Annotated in this window: 17 protein-coding genes; 12 read left to right on the top strand and 5 right to left on the bottom strand. The window is 42.7% G+C overall.

The genetic code is table 11. The features are described 5' to 3' along the window. Positions 1-134: 134 nt before the first annotated feature. Positions 135-845: a YoaK family protein gene (locus AAEY72_RS01675; protein WP_210539465.1), complete on the top strand. Its 711-nt coding sequence runs from the start codon at positions 135-137 to the stop codon at positions 843-845. A 28-nt stretch (positions 846-873) separates the two neighbouring features. Here AAEY72_RS01675 and AAEY72_RS01670 read toward each other — a convergent pair whose 3' ends face one another. Beyond that, entirely contained in the window at positions 874-1,038 is a 165-nt protein-coding gene (locus tag AAEY72_RS01670; RefSeq protein WP_189581845.1) for a hypothetical protein, read from the bottom strand. Positions 1,039-1,355: 317 nt separating this feature from the next. On the opposite strand from AAEY72_RS01670, the gene AAEY72_RS01665 reads away from it, so the two are divergent. The 9 genes from AAEY72_RS01665 (at position 1,356) to AAEY72_RS01625 (ending at position 11,523) form a co-directional block, all read left to right on the top strand. Further along, positions 1,356-2,777, top strand: a complete 1,422-nt coding sequence (locus tag AAEY72_RS01665; protein ID WP_352309213.1) for an SLC13 family permease — start codon at positions 1,356-1,358, stop codon at positions 2,775-2,777. A gap of 192 nt (positions 2,778-2,969) precedes the next feature. Beyond that, positions 2,970-3,764: an alpha/beta fold hydrolase gene (locus AAEY72_RS01660; RefSeq protein ID WP_352309212.1), complete on the top strand. Its 795-nt coding sequence runs from the start codon at positions 2,970-2,972 to the stop codon at positions 3,762-3,764. A gap of 17 nt (positions 3,765-3,781) precedes the next feature. Further along, positions 3,782-4,018: an alpha/beta fold hydrolase gene (locus AAEY72_RS01655; RefSeq protein WP_352309211.1), complete on the top strand. Its 237-nt coding sequence runs from the start codon at positions 3,782-3,784 to the stop codon at positions 4,016-4,018. Continuing rightward, entirely contained in the window at positions 4,011-4,823 is an 813-nt protein-coding gene (locus tag AAEY72_RS01650) for a metallophosphoesterase family protein (RefSeq protein WP_352309210.1), read from the top strand. Before AAEY72_RS01655 ends, AAEY72_RS01650 begins: the two co-directional genes overlap by 8 nt. Positions 4,824-4,914: 91 nt before the next feature. Next, positions 4,915-5,505 (top strand): DUF1543 domain-containing protein, encoded by a 591-nt coding sequence (locus AAEY72_RS01645; protein ID WP_352309209.1) that lies wholly within the window; start codon positions 4,915-4,917, stop codon positions 5,503-5,505. 1 nt (position 5,506) lies between these two features. Beyond that, on the top strand, positions 5,507-5,824 hold the full coding sequence (locus AAEY72_RS01640; protein WP_352309208.1) for a hypothetical protein: 318 nt from the start codon (positions 5,507-5,509) through the stop codon (positions 5,822-5,824). Between the two features lie 123 nt (positions 5,825-5,947). Beyond that, the gene (locus AAEY72_RS01635) at positions 5,948-6,628 is read left to right on the top strand and encodes a hypothetical protein (protein ID WP_352309207.1); all 681 of its coding nucleotides are present in this window, start codon (positions 5,948-5,950) and stop codon (positions 6,626-6,628) included. A 198-nt stretch (positions 6,629-6,826) separates the two neighbouring features. After that, positions 6,827-10,978: an ATP-dependent RNA helicase HrpA gene (gene hrpA / locus AAEY72_RS01630; RefSeq protein WP_352309375.1), complete on the top strand. Its 4,152-nt coding sequence runs from the start codon at positions 6,827-6,829 to the stop codon at positions 10,976-10,978. A 218-nt stretch (positions 10,979-11,196) separates the two neighbouring features. After that, positions 11,197-11,523 carry a hypothetical protein gene (locus AAEY72_RS01625; protein ID WP_352309206.1) on the top strand — a complete coding sequence of 109 codons (327 nt, stop codon included), beginning with the start codon at positions 11,197-11,199 and terminating at the stop codon, positions 11,521-11,523. A 157-nt stretch (positions 11,524-11,680) separates the two neighbouring features. Here AAEY72_RS01625 and AAEY72_RS01620 read toward each other — a convergent pair whose 3' ends face one another. Both AAEY72_RS01620 and AAEY72_RS01615 read right to left on the bottom strand, forming a co-directional pair. Continuing rightward, entirely contained in the window at positions 11,681-12,016 is a 336-nt protein-coding gene (locus AAEY72_RS01620; RefSeq protein ID WP_189581866.1) for a hypothetical protein, read from the bottom strand. 287 nt (positions 12,017-12,303) lie between these two features. Continuing rightward, positions 12,304-13,161: an AraC family transcriptional regulator gene (locus AAEY72_RS01615; protein WP_352309205.1), complete on the bottom strand. Its 858-nt coding sequence runs from the start codon at positions 13,159-13,161 to the stop codon at positions 12,304-12,306. A gap of 234 nt (positions 13,162-13,395) precedes the next feature. On the opposite strand from AAEY72_RS01615, the gene AAEY72_RS01610 reads away from it, so the two are divergent. Continuing rightward, the gene (locus tag AAEY72_RS01610) at positions 13,396-13,809 is read left to right on the top strand and encodes an organic hydroperoxide resistance protein (protein WP_194618576.1); all 414 of its coding nucleotides are present in this window, start codon (positions 13,396-13,398) and stop codon (positions 13,807-13,809) included. A gap of 294 nt (positions 13,810-14,103) precedes the next feature. On the opposite strand, the gene AAEY72_RS01605 is transcribed toward AAEY72_RS01610, so the two are convergent. Both AAEY72_RS01605 and AAEY72_RS01600 read right to left on the bottom strand, forming a co-directional pair. Next, positions 14,104-15,051 carry a DMT family transporter gene (locus AAEY72_RS01605; protein ID WP_352309204.1) on the bottom strand — a complete coding sequence of 316 codons (948 nt, stop codon included), beginning with the start codon at positions 15,049-15,051 and terminating at the stop codon, positions 14,104-14,106. 271 nt (positions 15,052-15,322) lie between these two features. Next, positions 15,323-16,234 (bottom strand): DMT family transporter, encoded by a 912-nt coding sequence (locus tag AAEY72_RS01600; protein ID WP_352309203.1) that lies wholly within the window; start codon positions 16,232-16,234, stop codon positions 15,323-15,325. A gap of 445 nt (positions 16,235-16,679) precedes the next feature. Here AAEY72_RS01600 and AAEY72_RS01595 point away from each other — a divergent pair, with 445 nt between their 5' ends. Next, positions 16,680-17,363, top strand: coding sequence for a DUF421 domain-containing protein (locus tag AAEY72_RS01595; RefSeq protein ID WP_352309202.1), 684 nt, complete (start codon positions 16,680-16,682; stop codon positions 17,361-17,363). The last annotated feature ends 78 nt before the right edge of the window (positions 17,364-17,441 follow it).

Raw genomic sequence — 17,441 nt, 5'->3', positions numbered from 1 at the left:
CTTGAGAACTATAAAAGCCATAAGAGCCATTGGTTATAATAAACCCTTAGCGTAATAACAGAGAAGGCAGCCAACCGGCTGTCTTTTTTGGTTATACTACGGGCTTTTCGGTAACAAGCCTTTAGGTGGTGGATATGATAACCAAATTACCAAGGTGGATACTGTGGGGCGGGGCTGTACTGGCATTCAGTGCAGGCTGCCTCAATACGGCAGCGTTGATGGGATTTACCAATTTGTCTGTCTCGCATGTCACAGGTAACGTGAGTCTGTTTGCTGCTGCTATTGCTCATTTTGATGCCCGCAGTATTTTATATATTGGCGCGTCGTTGTTGTCATTTTTGGCAGGGGCAATATTGAGCGGTTTTGTCATTGGGCAAACCTCATTGAAGTTAGGACGGCGGTATGGGCGGGCGCTGTATATTGAGGCTGCGTTACTGCTGATCAGCTATCTGCTGTATAAAGAACATGATTACTTTGGACAATTGGCGGCTGCAATGGCGTGCGGACTACAGAATGCGATGGTGGCGACCTATAGCGGCGCTGTCATTCGTACCACCCATTTAACTGGTCTAACGTCAGATATGGGTGCGGCTATTGGTAATTGGCTGGCAGGACGCTCGATCAGTAAACCGACACTGGGCTTTCAAGCGATTATTTGGTATTGCTTTTGCGGTGGCGGGGTAGTGGGCGCGTTTTTATATGCCAAGATCGGCTATGGCGCGTTGTTTGTACCGATCACTATCGTACTGACAGCGGCATTCGTCTATAACTATGCCTCAGATCATCTGCCAGAACAGAGACCACCACAACTAAAAAAGCGCTTATCATCAGATAAGCGCTTTTAGGCTATTTTTTATAGCTATTTATACCGAATTATTTATCGTCTTCTGAGTCATGGTCTTCATGTTCGTGCATACCTTGCATCATATCTAGGGCAGAATCATCCGTACGCTGTTGGTCTTTTTTATCGAGACCATCTTGGTTGATATCTGTTGGTGCCATCTTCGTGGTTGCGTCTGTTTTATTTGAGTCTGTCATAACATGCTCCTGATTATTTTTATTGACTGCCAACGAAGAATTGAATAGTAAATATTCATTGGCGTTTCATTTTTATTCTACACATCAAGTATGTGATAGCGCTACCTCGTTGTACATATGCGATGTGCGCTTGTTTAGTGACGATATGTAACGGAATATCATTGGGGTTGCCATTCAACCACATAAATTTCTCAGTAGGATAACGTTATCTTTAAAAGGTTATCTTTAAAAAGTTATCGTTAAAAAACAGTCACGATTCAAAATCATCTCTATATTTTAGTTTTTTATAACGTCTTTGAGGACAATAAGGATATGTTATGTCAGAGCAAAAGTTAGACAGCCATCTTCCTGATGATGGCAATGAGTATTTGTTTACCGATACCTTTCCAAAAGGAACTGGCAAAGGGCTGATAGTGGTCATCATCGCTGCCATTGTCAGTATGATTATTTACAATGTATTGCCGTTCGATATCAATGCCAATAAAGGCTTGGCTATGCTGTTTTTCATCGGTGTGTTATGGCTGACGGAAGCGCTACATGTGACCATTACTGCATTATTAGTGGTGGTGGTTGGCGCGCTAATTGGTATTCCAGAATTCGATGCCGAAATCGGCTTGCAGAGCTTTGCAAATCCAACGATTTACTTGTTTTTCGGTGGTTTTGCTTTGGCTGCCGCCTTGCATGTACAGCAATTGGACAAAAAAATTGCGCTAAAAATTCTGTCTATGTCAGGTGGCAAGCTTGGTACGGCTGTATTTTTGATCTTTGGGGTTACCGCATTTTTATCGATGTGGATATCGAACACTGCCACGGCTGCGATGATGCTGCCCCTTGCACTTGGTATCCTAACGCAGGTTGACCGCGAAAAAGATCGCGGTACGTTTGTGTTTGTATTATTGGGTATCGCTTACTCTGCCAGCTTGGGTGGTTTGGGTACGATTGTTGGTTCACCGCCTAACGCCATCGCGGCAAAAGCGCTTGATATTGCGTTTATCGATTGGATGAAGTTCGGTATTCCAATGATGTTAGTACTATTGCCATTATTGCTGGGCGCAATGTATTTGTTCCTGAAGCCCAATCTTAATCGTACGGTCGTCCTTGTCGAAGAGGAACCTATTGAATGGAATAAACCTCGTGTAGTAACGATTATTGTCTTTGTCGTGACAGCACTGAGTTGGATATTCTCCAAAAAAATCGGTGCGGCACTCGATATCACTGATACCGATGCGGTCATTGCTTTGTCAGCAGCTGCAGCGGTGGTGAGCTTAGGGCTCGTATCGTGGAAACAAGTCTCTGACAATACCGACTGGGGTGTGCTCATGTTGTTCGGTGGTGGTATCGCACTATCAACAATTTTGAAAGTTTCTGGTGCCTCGTTGGTGCTGGGCGAGACGGTCGCCAATGCGCTGTCCTCGGCACCACTTATTATTGTGATGATTGCGGTATCGGCATTTATTATCTTCTTGACAGAGTTCGCTTCTAATACCGCCTCTGCCGCGTTATTAGTACCAGTATTCGCTGCTATTGCTGAACAGATGGGTTTACCACATGAAGTGTTGGTACTGGTCATCGGTATTGGTGCCTCTTGTGCCTTTATGCTTCCCGTCGCCACACCACCAAACGCGATTGTATTTGGTACGGGGCTTATCAAGCAGTCAGAGATGATACGGACGGGTATTATTCTTAATATCATCGCCACCTTTGTGGTAGGGCTGTGGGCGTATTTTTTCTTAATTTAGTCTTATAACAAACTGACTATAAATCCATGACACCCGATGTTTGAGTTACTCTCAAGCATCGGGTTTTTTATTTACTATTAGCCTGAATGTCTGTATAAAATACTTAATATTTGTTTGTTTATAAGTAATAACAGGTTTGAACGAGATTAACATCACATATTAGTGTCATCTCATTAAATGGATTTAATAAAAATGGCAAAACGTCTAACGAAAATCATGGTCTTTATTGTTTTGGGGCTGTTTGTTTTATTGGTGGCTTTAATCGCACTTTATTGGGCGGCTGATAAAAGCGTCGCCGACCTAGAGCGTTGGCAACTGCCCAATAGTGAGTTTATAGACGTGCAAGGGATGCAGGCGCATGTGATCAGGTCGCCAAGATGCATTGCCTATCCGAGCAAAAATGCCATAAAAAATGAGATAGAATCTGATCTTGATAGTGATAAAACCTTTGAACAGCCCAAAACTATTGTATTACTACATGGCACTTCAGCAAGTTTGCATACGTGGCAGGGCTGGACGCGTGAGTTAAGTGATGACTATTGTGTCATCAGCATGGATCTGCCAGGGTTTGGCTTGACTGGCCCTTATACCGATGAATCTACTCAGTATGACAGTGCCAATTATGCTAAATTCGTCATTGATGTGCTTGATCATTTAGAAGTGGGTCGCGTGACGTTAGCAGGAAACTCGCTGGGTGGTAAAATCGCGTGGCGTACTGCGGCATTGTATCCTGAGCGGGTTAATAACCTTATATTGGTCGATGCAGTTGGCTACCCTGCAACACCAAAGCAGGTGCCTATTGGTTTTAAACTGGCGAAATACCCCATACTGACTCCACTGCTTAGCCGTGTGCTACCGCGTGATATTGTGAAAAAAAGTATCTTAAGCGTCTATGCGGACGACAGTAAAGTTGATGAGGCTTTGGTGGATCGTTATTACGATTTGACTTTGCGTCAAGGCAACCGTCTGGCGTTAAACCGCCGCTAAACCGCCGCTTGCTGGAGATGGATAACACGGCAAACCAAGCACAAATCAAACAATTGGATTTACCAACCCTCATCTTATGGGGTGCGCAAGATGACCTAATTCCAGTAGAAAATGCCAAACTGTTTCATCGAGATATCGCTAATAGCCAGTTAAAGGTATTCGATAATTTAGGACATGTACCACACGAAGAGGATCCCGTAGCGACGGTCAAAGTCGTAAAGCAGTTTTTGCTTGGTGAGCAAATAAATGAATAATCCAAAAAATAAACAAATAACGACAATAGCCGCTATTTCCGACATTCATAGCAATGTCTTCGCGCTTGAAGCTGTGTTGGCCGATATCAAACGTCGCAATATCAATCAAATTGTCAATCTAGGTGATATTTTATACGGACCGATTGCCCCTAAAGATACCTATGCGCTTCTAATGGCGCATCAGAACGATATCATTACGATTCGAGGTAATCAGGATAGACAGATTTATGAAGCGACAGCGGCAGATATTGCTGATAACGCAACCATGGCTTTTATCCTTGAGGACTTACCCAAAGCGGCTATTGAATGGATGCAGGCTTTGCCGTTTGATTATCATGTCCGTGAAGATATATATCTATGCCATGGGTCACCAACCGATGACATGGTATATATGCTCGAGAATATCGAAACAGGGCAGCCGATAGTACGTGATGACGCAGATATTCTGGCACTGCTTAACGGTATTGAGAGCGCCGTTATCATCTGTGGTCATACTCATATCCCACGTACCGTTACGCTATCGACAGGGCAAACGATAGTCAATACAGGTAGCGTTGGTTATCCAGCCTATGAAGATGATTTGCCTATCGCTCATAAAATGCAAACCTATTCGCCCCATGCTAGTTACGCACTTATTAAATGCGTTGGTGCTGAGCAAGGTACTATACAAAGTACTAAGCAAGATACAAGCTGGCAAGTTGAGCATATCAAAGTGCCTTATGATTATGAAGCTGCGGCCAAATTGGCTGCAATGAACGGTCGTGAAGATTGGGCGTTTGCGCTAAGGACAGGGCGGGTGTTATAACTATAAGAATGGTCAAACTGCCTTTAGACCAAGCTGATAACATTGAGTAGACTAACGATGGATTTTATATATTTAATAAGGATTGCATAAGATGCCAACACTATTTATGGTGCAACTTGGTGGTCGCCCAAAAGGTCGTTTGATTGAGCAGCATGACATGTTTTTTGGCGTGGCCAATCAGGTGAGCGAGCTAATAGAGGGTATTAATCACCATTGGCCTGAAGTCAAAAATAAATGGCACATCGACTCGTATCGCGCTCTTACTAAGGTTGGTAATCACTCGATAAAATTAGTTGAATCAGCAACTAGTGATGGCAATAATGGTCTAAAACTGTTTTTTATTAATTTAGGCGGCTATCAGCAGGGGAGCTTCGAAGAGTTTCATTATAAACTACTTATCGTTGCTGCCACTCAAGCCGATGCTATCAAACAAGCCAAACAAAGTGTATTTTATAAAGAGTTTACTTTTAAAGATAAAGATTCACCTTTCGATGCCGCGTCGCATATTGATGATAAATTTGCGGTAGATGTCGATGATATTTACAACGTTAATGATCTTATCTCAAACGTACAGATTTTAATTGAACCTATTGCTCATGATAGTCATGCACTTGCAAATACCGATGATGATAAAGAGTACGTCGGTTACCTCAGTATCAAGAATTTAAGGAAGTTGACATAATATGGCTTTAAATATGTACTTTAAGAACGGCATAATTCGCAAAACGCGCTGCCAAATCTCTGATGAGCTAGTGCCCGCCCTATATCAGATTCATGATAATGCCAGTTTTCCGCAACTCACTTGGTTAATTGATAATCTGTATGACAATCCGCAGATTCAACCTGATATCGCGCACGCGTTAGTTGATGAGATACTAGCGTTTGAAAAGTTAATACTCTCGCTACACCTACCTTTCCCTAGAGTACCACTACAAAAGATGCAGAGCTTCTTTATGCAAGCGGCTACTAGTCAGCAGATTATTTACACGAGTAACGATTAAATTTACAAATAATTTATTCATAAAAATAAAATATGGCTGGTAGATTTGAAAAATTTTATAAGAGGATTTGTTAAGTGGGTTATCGCAGGTATTGGCCTTGGGATAGGAATTTTTATTGTCCTAGTGGCTATAACACTCTGGGATAAAAAGAATAAACAAGACACATTGGACGACACTACAGCGGTACTGAGTAACGACACTGACAATGCTCGAAAAGAAAATAATGAGTTGTTAAACCTCCAGTTTACGGTCGAAGATCAAGACGTACCAGTAGGGTATAAGTTGATTGAGGATGGAAGCCTCATGTTGGATGCGCCTATTATGGGAATGGAGTGGGAGAGTATAGTGGACGAGAATGTCGCTACTGAACCACGGGTTTATGAACCTTTTATGATCTATCAGTGCATCACACAAGAGGGTGAGCATTTACGTTTGGATGTGATTAATAGTGATATTGGTTATATGCTCAAGTATTACTTCGCCACCCAAGGCAATACCTTAAAGTTAGAGGCGCAGCAAGCTACTGAGGATGCCTATTATACGGCTCTTTCTAATGGTACTAATCTCGTTATGCGGGATCCGAATAATTATTATGAGCTGACACAGTTTGAAGATAGCGATACCTCTTTTTATATTATTAATGCCATCACTGGTCAGGAGATGAGTCATTTCTCTTGTGAGAATAACTCGATTGAAAATGCTCAGTATGCTTTGATTGCTCAAATGGAGCCAAAGCATTTTAAATTTAGACCGATGACGGATGAGCTTAGAAATATTTTGACTGAGCGTTTTGAAAATAGGTAATAGAGGTATCAGCTGTCAAGCAAGCACTATAACCACCTTGAATCTGACCCAAATTACCCCCATAATCTAACCACTTATAAACAATAAATAGCCTAAGCAAATATGTCTAATACTTTTAATGATGATCTAGATTTAGCAAGCGATGATTTTTCGGATAGTTTAAATAACGCAGCTGGTGGTTTAGCTGAAGCAAATGATATAAATAACTTTGCAGAACTGCCCGTACTGGCAAAAGACAGCTATTATTTAAACCGCTTAGAACGTGAGCTGGCGCGGGCTGTTGTTGTTAAGAATAAGAAATCCAACAATAACGCGAACGAGAAAAACGATAAAGCAGAAGATATTCTTGCCAAAAAACGCGCGCAGTACGACAAAATCAAAACCCGCTCGCAGCAAGCAGTGCAAGCGCGTATCAATAGTATTCCTCAGGACTTGCCAGCTAAGTTAAACCTTGATTTGCCAGTGAGTCAGCGAGCAGAAGATTTAATACAAGCCATTATTGATAACCAAGTCATTATCATTGCTGGTGAGACAGGCTCGGGTAAGACCACTCAGTTACCGAAGCTTGCGATGTTAGCAGGTCGCGGTATTACTGGGCAAATAGGGCATACACAGCCAAGGAGATTGGCAGCACGGAGTGTGTCGAATCGTATTGCTGAGGAATTGGGCGAGCAGTTAGGTAATACGGTTAGCTTTAAGATTCGTTTCAATGAGCAGGGTACAGCGCAATCGGTCGTTAAGCTGATGACTGATGGTATCTTGCTGGCTGAACTAGGACATGACCGATTTTTAAGTAAGTACGACACCATCATCATTGATGAGGCGCATGAGCGTAGCTTAAACATTGATTTTATTATGGGTTATTTGAAAAAACTATTGCCCAAGCGTCCTGATCTAAAAGTCATTATCACTTCTGCAACGCTCGATACCAAGCGCTTTAGTGAATATTTCAGTCGTTATGATAACAAGCTAAAACGTAACGTACCCGCACCGATTTTTAATGTCGAAGGGCGCAGCTTCCCCGTTGAAGTTCGCTATCGTCCGCTGACCGATGAGCCGGTGACCAGCTCGGATGATGACAGCTACGATGATTTTGAAGAGAATCTGCCACGGGCGGTTGTGGCTGCGGTAGAGGAATGCTTTAGCGACGCCCAAAGCAAAGGTCATGCTGATCAAGCGGATATCTTGATATTTGCCGCGACCGAAGCAGAGATTCGTGAGACACAAGAAGTGCTAGAGCGTCATGGCCCAAAGCACACTGAAGTGTTGCCTTTGTTTGCGCGACAGACGTATGAAGAGCAGCAGCGTATTTTTCAGCCGTCCGGTCGCGGCAGACGTATCGTTATCGCGACCAACGTGGCTGAAACAGCGCTAACCGTACCCGGTATTCGCTATGTTATCGATCTGGGCTTTGCACGGATTTCACGCTATTCATATCGTTCACGCGTGCAGCGTTTACCGATTGAGGCGATTTCACAAGCGGCTGCCAATCAGCGCAAAGGTCGTTGTGGTCGTGTCGCACCGGGTGTTTGTATTCGTCTTTATAGCGAGGAGGACTTTACTGGTCGCCCTGAGTTTACTGAGCCTGAGATTCTGCGTACTAACTTAGCTTCAGTTATTTTACAGATGGCCAATCTGCGTTTAGGTAGCGTTGATGATTTTGAGTTTATTGAGCCACCCGATAGTCGTCTAGTTACTGACGGTCATAAATTACTCGATGAGTTAGGGGCAATTACGGCTAAAAGCGAAGCTGTCGCCTCTTCTCAGACCAACAAGCCAAAAGCAAAAAAAGGTCTCGATCATTTAAGCTTGACGCCTACTGGTCAAAAGATGGCACGTATGCCAATTGATCCAAGGCTGGCACGTATGCTGGTTGCTGGTTCTGATTTTGACTGTATTCGTGAAATGCTTATCGTGGTCGCTGCGCTCGCCGTACAAGATCCGCGCGAGCGTCCTGCCAATAAACGTCAACAAGCGGATCAAAAGCATGCAGAATTTCGCCAAGATGACTCAGATTTCTTATTTTATCTAAGTCTGTGGAAAGCCTTGTTTGAAACCGATGAAGATGGCAACAAGCTCTCTGGTAATCAACGCAAGCAATTTACCAAGAAAAACTATCTGAGTTTTCCACGAGTGCGTGAATGGAGTCAGACTCATCGCCAGTTGGTGCAAATGGTCACCGACCTTAAGCTTACGGATGTTAAAGAGGCAAAAACTACGGATACGTTAGAAAACGTTACTAACGATCCAACAGCGATTGATGATGAAGAAATCAAAGCGGTCAAATATGCCAATTTACATCGCGCATTATTAACAGGCCTGTTGTCTACCATCGCCCACAAGACTGAAAGTCGTGGTGAATATCTAGCGGCGCGCCAGCAAAAAACCAAAATCTTCCCAGCGAGTACGGTATTTAAACAGATACCACCGTGGGTCATGGCGTTTGAAGTTGTAGAAACCTCGCAAGTCTTTATGCGTACCGTTGCCAAAATTGAACCAGAATGGATTATCTCAGCGGCAGGTGAATTATTAAAGTATCACTACTTTGAGCCGCATTGGTCGAAGAAAACGGGACGTGTCAAAGCCTACGCGCAGATTAGTTTATTTGGTCTAATTATTATTAGTAAGCAGCTGACCAATTATGAGCAAGTCAACCTTGTCGAGTCGCGAGAAATCTTTATCCGAGATGGTTTGGTGACGGGTAACTTAGGTCGCCAAGCGCCATTCTTGCAGCACAATATGGACAAAATCGCTCATGTTGAGCGTATCGAAGACAAACTGCGCCGTCGTGATTTATTGGTCGATGAAGAAACGCTGTACCAGTTCTACGACAAAAAAATCCCTGAGCATGTCGCCAGTCGCAAGGCTTTTGAAGATTGGCGTGCCGAGGTTGAAAAAACTGATACCAAGCATCTTTTCTTTACCGATGATGACGTACTCAATAGCCAAGCACCGACCACAGGTGACTTTCCAGAAGTGTGGCAGCTGGGTGATTTGAAATTACCACTACGCTATATTTTTGATCCTGCGAGCGATGACGATGGAGTGACGATTCGCGTGCCACTTGTGGCGCTACCGCAGCTAGATGCTATCGAGCTGTTATGGGGCGTACCCGGTTGGCGCTTTGAGTTGGTCTTGCAATTACTTAAGTCACTGCCAAAAGATATTCGCCGTCAAATTGTGCCGATTCCCGATACTGCCGATAGTTTGTTTGATGAATTGCAACCCGCTGGTGGACAAGGCTTGCTTAAGCAGCTTTGCCAAGCCTTAAACCGTCGCGGCATTATGTCGGTTACAGCAGACAATTTTAATCCCTCTGCCATTGATCGCTATTTGCAGCCACAAATCTGTGTGGTCGATGATAAAAATCATGTTATAGAAAAAGGTCGCGACCTCCAGACGCTACAGATTCGTCACGCCTCTGAGACCAGACAGGCTGTGAATGAGCAGCAAGGCGCGCATACCGAATTCCCTGAGCATTTTGCCTTTAGCAAAAATCATCATAGCGCAGGCGTGGTGATGAAACAGTTTGCTGCTTTGGTCACTGATGAAGCTGGTGAGGCGGTATCGATCCATCAGTATACCGATGTCAATGCCGCATTGCAGGCGCACCGTATTGGGGTATTGACCTTAATCAAAGGTAAGCTTGGCGCTAAGAAAAAACAGCTGACCAGCCAAATTGATAAGATATTCAAACTGGCATTTGCGCCCCTTGGCGACATGGAAGCCTTAAAAACCATCGTTATCGATGCGACGCTAGATGCCACTCTGGAAGAGCACTATATTTTATTTGATCATAGTGAAGATTTGCCAGAGAGCGCTGATGATATAGCTGTTGGCTTAAGCGAGGAGCTGCCGTTCACGCCAGAGGAGTATGGGCAAACACTTGAAGTTGTGTTGAGCAACTTCTTATTGACTGGTCAAGCTGTCATAAAAACTCTCAAAAACGTCTACACTCGCTGGCAACGCATTCGTCAGAGTTTGCTCATGCTCGATCGAGAGATCTTTGGTGAGTCTATCGAAGACATCGAGGATCAGTTGCAGGACTTGCAACTCGCCAACTTTGTCTATCATATGGATTACAGTCAATGGCAGCAGTATCCGCGCTACCTAGAAGCGCTGGAGGTTCGCATTGAGCGCCTTGAGCACAATATCGAAGCCGACCTAGATGGTGTCTATGCGCTGGACTTGCACATGGAGCGGCTGGCAGGTCGCGCCAACAATGAGTCTATCAGCGAGTACCGCTGGATGGTCGAGGAGTATCGTATTCAACTGTTCGCCCAGCCCATGAAAACCCGTATGGCGGTATCACCGAAGCGTCTGAGCAAGATGTGGGATAAAGTGAGTTAAGGCTCGATTTGAGTGTTAAAGCTTGCTAATTGACAACATATGACCATTGTATTGTATAGCCCTTTAATTTAGTCGATAATATTCGATTAAATTAAAGGGCTATTATTCTTTTGCACCAGAGTTTTTTGGACTTTATTCAATACATTGACGTAGATTTTTGAGCAGGATAAAAAATAATGATTAAAGGTAGATTGATAATATTAGGATTTGCATCAACTATGTTTATGAGTACGGGCTGTGATGAAACACAAGCCAGTAATAATAAAAATGCGAAGGCATTCGCGCCAACAAGCGTAGAAAAAGAAGTGCAGTTACGAGGCAGTTTTAAAAGAAGCTTTGAGGTTCATGAGTTCGTTTCTAATGGCATCACTTACTATGTATCAGATCCAAAGCAGTTATTAATAAAAGATTCGAAAAGTATAAATCAAAAAGGCTATTACAAATATTTTGACACTTGCGTCATTGGTAAGATTAGTTCTGTGGGTAAATACGGTCCTTTAGGTAAGTATCAAAAGCAACTAACGGTTCGTAGAATTTGTACGTAGTTTGAGTAGGGTACGTTCTACGCATTAATTGCATTAGATCTGATTCTTATCAGTGAACTTAGCGCGCCCTACGTGAACTCTAATATTCAAGCCAATACTGTTTGCTCAGAAATACTTAGAATAAAGCATCCAAGGTGGTATTAGGGGATCTTGGCTATTAGTTTCGACGATTCAGATTTCTTTTTACCACGCCCATGCTATAAGCCAAAAAAGCAATAAATGTTAAAAAGACGATAAAAGGGGTAAGCAGCCATATCGTAATATTGATGAGTAAGGGTGATAAGAATCCATCAAACATATCGAAATCTAGCCTTAAAGAGTCACTCAATACGTCAATTGCCCGCTTGGAAATCGGGAAGAGCAATGTGCTTAGCGCTAACATATGGTTATATTTACCAAAATCAGGATCTGTCATTAATACGGAAAAGTAAAAGACCGAGTAAAAGACAGTACTTAGTGTCCAGCATTTGAGTGTGTAACTGAAACGAATCATAGTAGCTCCTCACGAAATATGCTTGTGATTAACCTAGGAATAATGGTGTTTTCATAGCCCTAAATGCATAAATTATATATGTTATATTATGAATATATAGGGTAAGTCAACTGTTATTTTCTGGATTAAAACATTTCGTAAATAATTCGATTGGGACGTCTAAGTGTCTCCTTGATATGAATACGCAGAGTAATAAAATGAAGTCAAAAGCTACGCTGACCTAGAAGACCAAAGTCATCAAGGTCTGAGTGTTATTTCATGACGTGTGCGCCAGATTATTAGATGTATCAATTAACCTCACTGCTCGGACTGACCCCAAACAAGCGCTTATATTCACGGCTAAATTGACTGGGGCTTTCATAGCCTACCTGCATGGCGACTTGTGAAATTTGTGATTCACCACGTTGAATAAGCTGCCTCGCTGCCATCAAGCGTAGGCTTTTTTGGTATTGCAGCGGACTTAATTGGGTGATCTCTTTGAAATGCTGATGAAACCCTGAGACACTCATGCCACATTTACTGGCCAGCTCTTCGATGATGACAGGTTCGCTCAAATGTGCTTTGAGCCAATCCGTTGCTCGGCTGATACGATGCGTATGACTGCCATTGACGACGAGCTGCCGCAATTTATTGCCTTGCTGTGCTGAGAGTAGTCGGTAGTAGATTTCTTGTTGAATTAATTTAGATAAAAATTGGAGATCGTTTGGATAATCGAGCAAGTTGATGAGTCGTTCAAAGGCGGCAAGTATGGTGTTATCCAGATGCCATTTTATACCCAGATGCTTTTCTTCTGTATTTCGTGCGGGCGGTATCTGGGCCAATATTTCTCTAATCATAGCAAGGTCTAACTTCATAGACAGCACAATAACAGGACTGTCTACTGAGGCATGTTTGACATGCATGCTCAGGGGAATGTTTACGGGGCAAAACATCAAGTTGCTATTATCAAAATTTTGGCAATCATTGCCTAAATAAATCTCTCGCTCACCTTGCAATACAATACAAATACTAGGCTCTTGAATATAGCTGACGGTTCTATTGGGTCTATCTGCACAGTAGAAAAATAAACCCGGAATAGCAGACTCGATGGTCTGATTCTTGGGCAGTATGTTAAGTAATTGCGCAATCGTTGTTGGCTGCATCATAGTTATCTTAGATAAAGGCTTGTTGATTGAAAGTTTATAAGCTTGGTGTTTCTCGGTTTGATGTTTTTTATAGTATGTCTTTGATGTAATGAATAACTTAATCGTACATATATTTATAGAATTAGGCAAGATTTTTGGAGGACTATTCTAACGCTTTAAGCTGAGAGTGCCTATAATAACTCCATTGAAACAAAACAAGCATGACTTCTAATAACATCAAAAAAGGAATATATTATGAAAATTTTCTATAAAACTCGCGCAACAGCAACCGGTGGTCGTTCTGGACATACAGGCTTAGATGATGGCTCATTAGGCTTTGATTTGGTCTCTTTTCAAGAGCAAGACAAAGAGGGTGTCAATCCAGAGCAGCTTTTTGCGATGGGCTACGCGGCCTGTTTTGATAGTGCCTTGAACCTGACAGCACAACAAATGAAACTGCCGATCACCGCTTCGAAAACCTCTACCCAAGTTGGTATTGGTATGAAGCAAGATGGCAGCTATAACTTAGATATAGATTTATACGTTGAAGTGTCTGGCATTGACGAAGCACAAGCGCAAACATTGATTGAAACGGCTCATCAAGTGTGCCCGTACTCCAATGCCACGCGTGGTAATGTTGATGCACGCTTACACGTGACCGTTGTCTAATATAAGTTCTGTGCAGTAAAGCGATTATAGTTTTATGCTAGTAAATCAATAATTTATAAGCCTGCATAAACTGCTAAAAAACGCCAGTAGCTTAAGTTACTGGCGTTTTTTTGTCATCAATAAATATGATTTTCAGATAAAGTTGCAATAGCAAGAAGTGATACTATTCACAAAAATTAGAGTAGCAAGGAAAACGAATATAAGTACTACGCATTGTAGATTAAGCGAGTTTGACACAGCTAATCGTACTTTTTGGGTTTGGTATGATCCGTATTTTTAAAATGAGGACCTGCCTTACTGATGCGTATTGTCTGGAATTACTATCATTTTTACGCCACCCCAAGTGACCAATACGATGCCAAGGGCAATTAAGGAAGCCCCTAAAAACAGACCCTCTGGTGGACTTTCTCCCTGCAAAAAGATGGCCACCGGCACGCCAACGATCGCACCTACTGAGCCTAATAAACTTAATAGCACGGGACCGCCTGTTTTTTGCAATAAAAACAGCAATAAAAATTGTCCAGCAAAGATAAAGGCTTGTAGCACAATCAACCCAATAGGCAGTAATGCGCCCGTTGGCACCGCAAGCGAGAAGTTCGGCAAGGTGCCAACCACACCTAGAAAGATAGCCGCCGCGATTAACATGCCGGGTGCCAGCGAACTGGGCGACGCCGCATTTGGCCAACGCAAGGTACGATAGATATTCCCAATCGCTAGCAAAACAGGGCCACAAAGCGCGAGTAAAATCCAGAAAATACTGGCATCGGGAGCCGAAAACTTGCGTATTGCTAAGACACCCACACCGCTCAGCGCTGCCGCCACGCCCATAGCGCGAACGACATTGAATATCTCCATACGCATAAATAGCGCGCCAAGATAGGTGAGCAATGGTGGCAAAGCGATAATTAAAGCGACAAAACCTGCACCAACTTGTGGAATCGCAGAAAATAAAATCAGGTTGGAGCCTGCAACACTGACGAGGGCAGCGACCGAATAGTATTCTAAACTACGGACAGTTAGCGGCGGCAGATCATGTCGTAAAATTGCCACGGCTGATAGTAGGAACGCTGCACCAGTAATCGACCAAAAAAGAAAGGCGAGTGGCGACAAGCCAATTTGCCCTGCCGCTTTCGCTAGATTGGTGGAAATACCTATCAAGGCGCCACCAGCCAACAGGCAAGTTAACGGGACAAGCCAAGTGTGTCTTTTATAAAATGAGTTGTTATTGGTTGATTCACTCATGAACTACCCTAGTAATAAGTAATGAAGCCGATTATTAGGGCGTGTTCTCATTTAGCCGCTTTCGTTCAGGCTGAGGACACGCCCTAGATAGAATATCATTATTAAAGACACGGTAGCCAAAACCAGTTGAGTATTTATGAGTATATTGGCTGTTACATAGTCATAACCACACATAAAAAATGCCAGTAACTTATGCTACTGGCATTCTTGTTTTTGATGGGTATGACATAGAGTAAGTCATTTTATATCGGACTCACTATGCCTCATAATATTAACTCGCGGTCTGCGGTGCTTTTTTATTTAAGATAAACACCAGTACCGCGCCCAAGATGACCGCACTTGCTAGGATAAACGGTAGGGTCAGTTGCTCCGATAAAAATACCACACCAAGTATGGCAGCCAATACTGGTACGCAGAGTTGTACTACTGCCGCCTGAGTGCTTTTCAATAAGGGCATTGCCATATACCAAACGCTGTAGCCCATGCCAGAAGCAATTGCGCCCGACGCGCAAGCCAATAAGATGCCCTCGATACTGATAGTGGCTAATGGCATGTTTTTTAAATAAACCATACCAATGATGAGTAGTAGCGGAATAGCGACGAGGCTTCTAATAAAGTTAAAGCCCGTGGCTCGTAACGGTGATACACAGATTTTGCCGCGTATACAGTAGATGCCCCACGCTACACCACTGATGGCCATCAATGTCGCTGCCAATACGGATGGGACAGCTGCTGATGGCAGCATAAGATAGACAAAACCTGCTACTGCTACGATAAAAGCCATCCATTGTAAGGCACTTAACTGCTCTTTTTTGTAAATACCCCAACCAATCATGGTGAGTTGAACCGCCGAAAATAAAATCAACGCGCCAGTTCCGGTATCAAGCTCAACATAAGCAATCGAAAAGCAAAGCGCATACACCACCAAACTTAGACTGCTGAGCCAGCTGCCTTTGTCTTTCAAAATAGCTTTATTTTGTGGATTGTTGAGGGTTAAATCTTTGCGTCGTAGGTTATAGCTATAAATACCCATAATAATACTCAGACAGATAGCACCACTAAGCAGACGGATGATGGTGAAACTCCACGCATCTATGTATCCCTCTGCCAAGGCCATTCTACAAAAAAGAGAGTTTGCGGCAAATGCTATTAAGGCAATAATTGTGTATAACGTGGCTTTCAAAAATAATTCCTACAATCATTAAATTGGTTTTAATTAACTAGGGCGTGTCCTCAATTCAATTGATCATATCTAAACGGGCTAAAAATGGCTAAATTTTGTCAAAAATCGTTAAATAGCTGGTTAATATCCCGATATTATCTGCGCTATTTTCCTCGTTTGACTGCAATTTATCTCATCTTTATCACCATTTTTGAAATGAGGACACGCCCTAGAGTTTGTTGAACATTTATATGGTGTCAAGCGCGCTTAGTTTATCATCTATGGCACTTTTACTCGCCTTCCTTGTATCCAAAATATCTTGGATCGACTATAGCAAAAATTTATTGTTGAGCCTTATATTGGAATGGAAGTAGTATAGTGCAATACCAAAAACCCTAACTTATAAATTAAAATGATACATACCTTATAAATAGGCTCGATTTGAAAATGACAAGGAAAGAAAGATATGGATTGGGCAAGTATTTTTATTTATGACACCACGTGGGCATTTGCCGCTGAAATTGTGATACGCGTCATCGTGATGTTTGCTCTGATCATTTTGTTTTTACGCTTTACTGGCAAGCGCGGCGTGCGCCAACTGTCTATTTTTGAGCTAACCATTATTTTATCACTTGGCTCTATCGCAGGTGACCCAATGTTCAATGAGGACTTGCCGCTTATTCAAGCAGTCCTAATCATGAGTATTGTGATTTTGCTATATCGTTTATGCACTTGGGCTATGATGAAATATCAGCCTTTCGAAGATCTGCTAGAAGGGAAGTCGCTCTACATTGTAGAAGACGGCATGTTGGTACTCGATAAAATTAAAAAGGGCAAAATGTCCCATGATGAGTTTTTTGCTGAAATGCGCCAACAAGGGGTTGAGCATCTGGGTCAAGTGCGTACTGGCTTGCTAGAGACAGATGGTAATTTTAGTATTTTGTTATATGCACCTGATCAAACCATCTATGGTATGCCACTTTTCCCTAAGCAGTATCAACCCGTCAAAGAGATAGAGTCAGGAACGCATTATGCATGTATGCATTGCGGCTACGTCAATCACATATCTGACCCTAATCAGCTTTGCGAGCGCTGTGAGAATGACTATAGAGACTGGGCAAAAGCCTTAAATAGCAAGATTGTTAGATGACAGTGAATTAGATGATAATGAATTAGATGACAACTATATTGAATTATCTATGAGTAGATTGAGCAGTCTTATGTTGGT

Origin of the sequence: Psychrobacter sp. W2-37-MNA-CIBAN-0211, assembly GCF_040309405.1 — a bacterium.
Lineage (GTDB): Bacteria > Pseudomonadota > Gammaproteobacteria > Pseudomonadales > Moraxellaceae > Psychrobacter > Psychrobacter glaciei.
The sequence above is the reverse complement of the archived record's forward strand: the minus strand, read 5'-3'. Positions and strand labels throughout refer to the sequence as shown.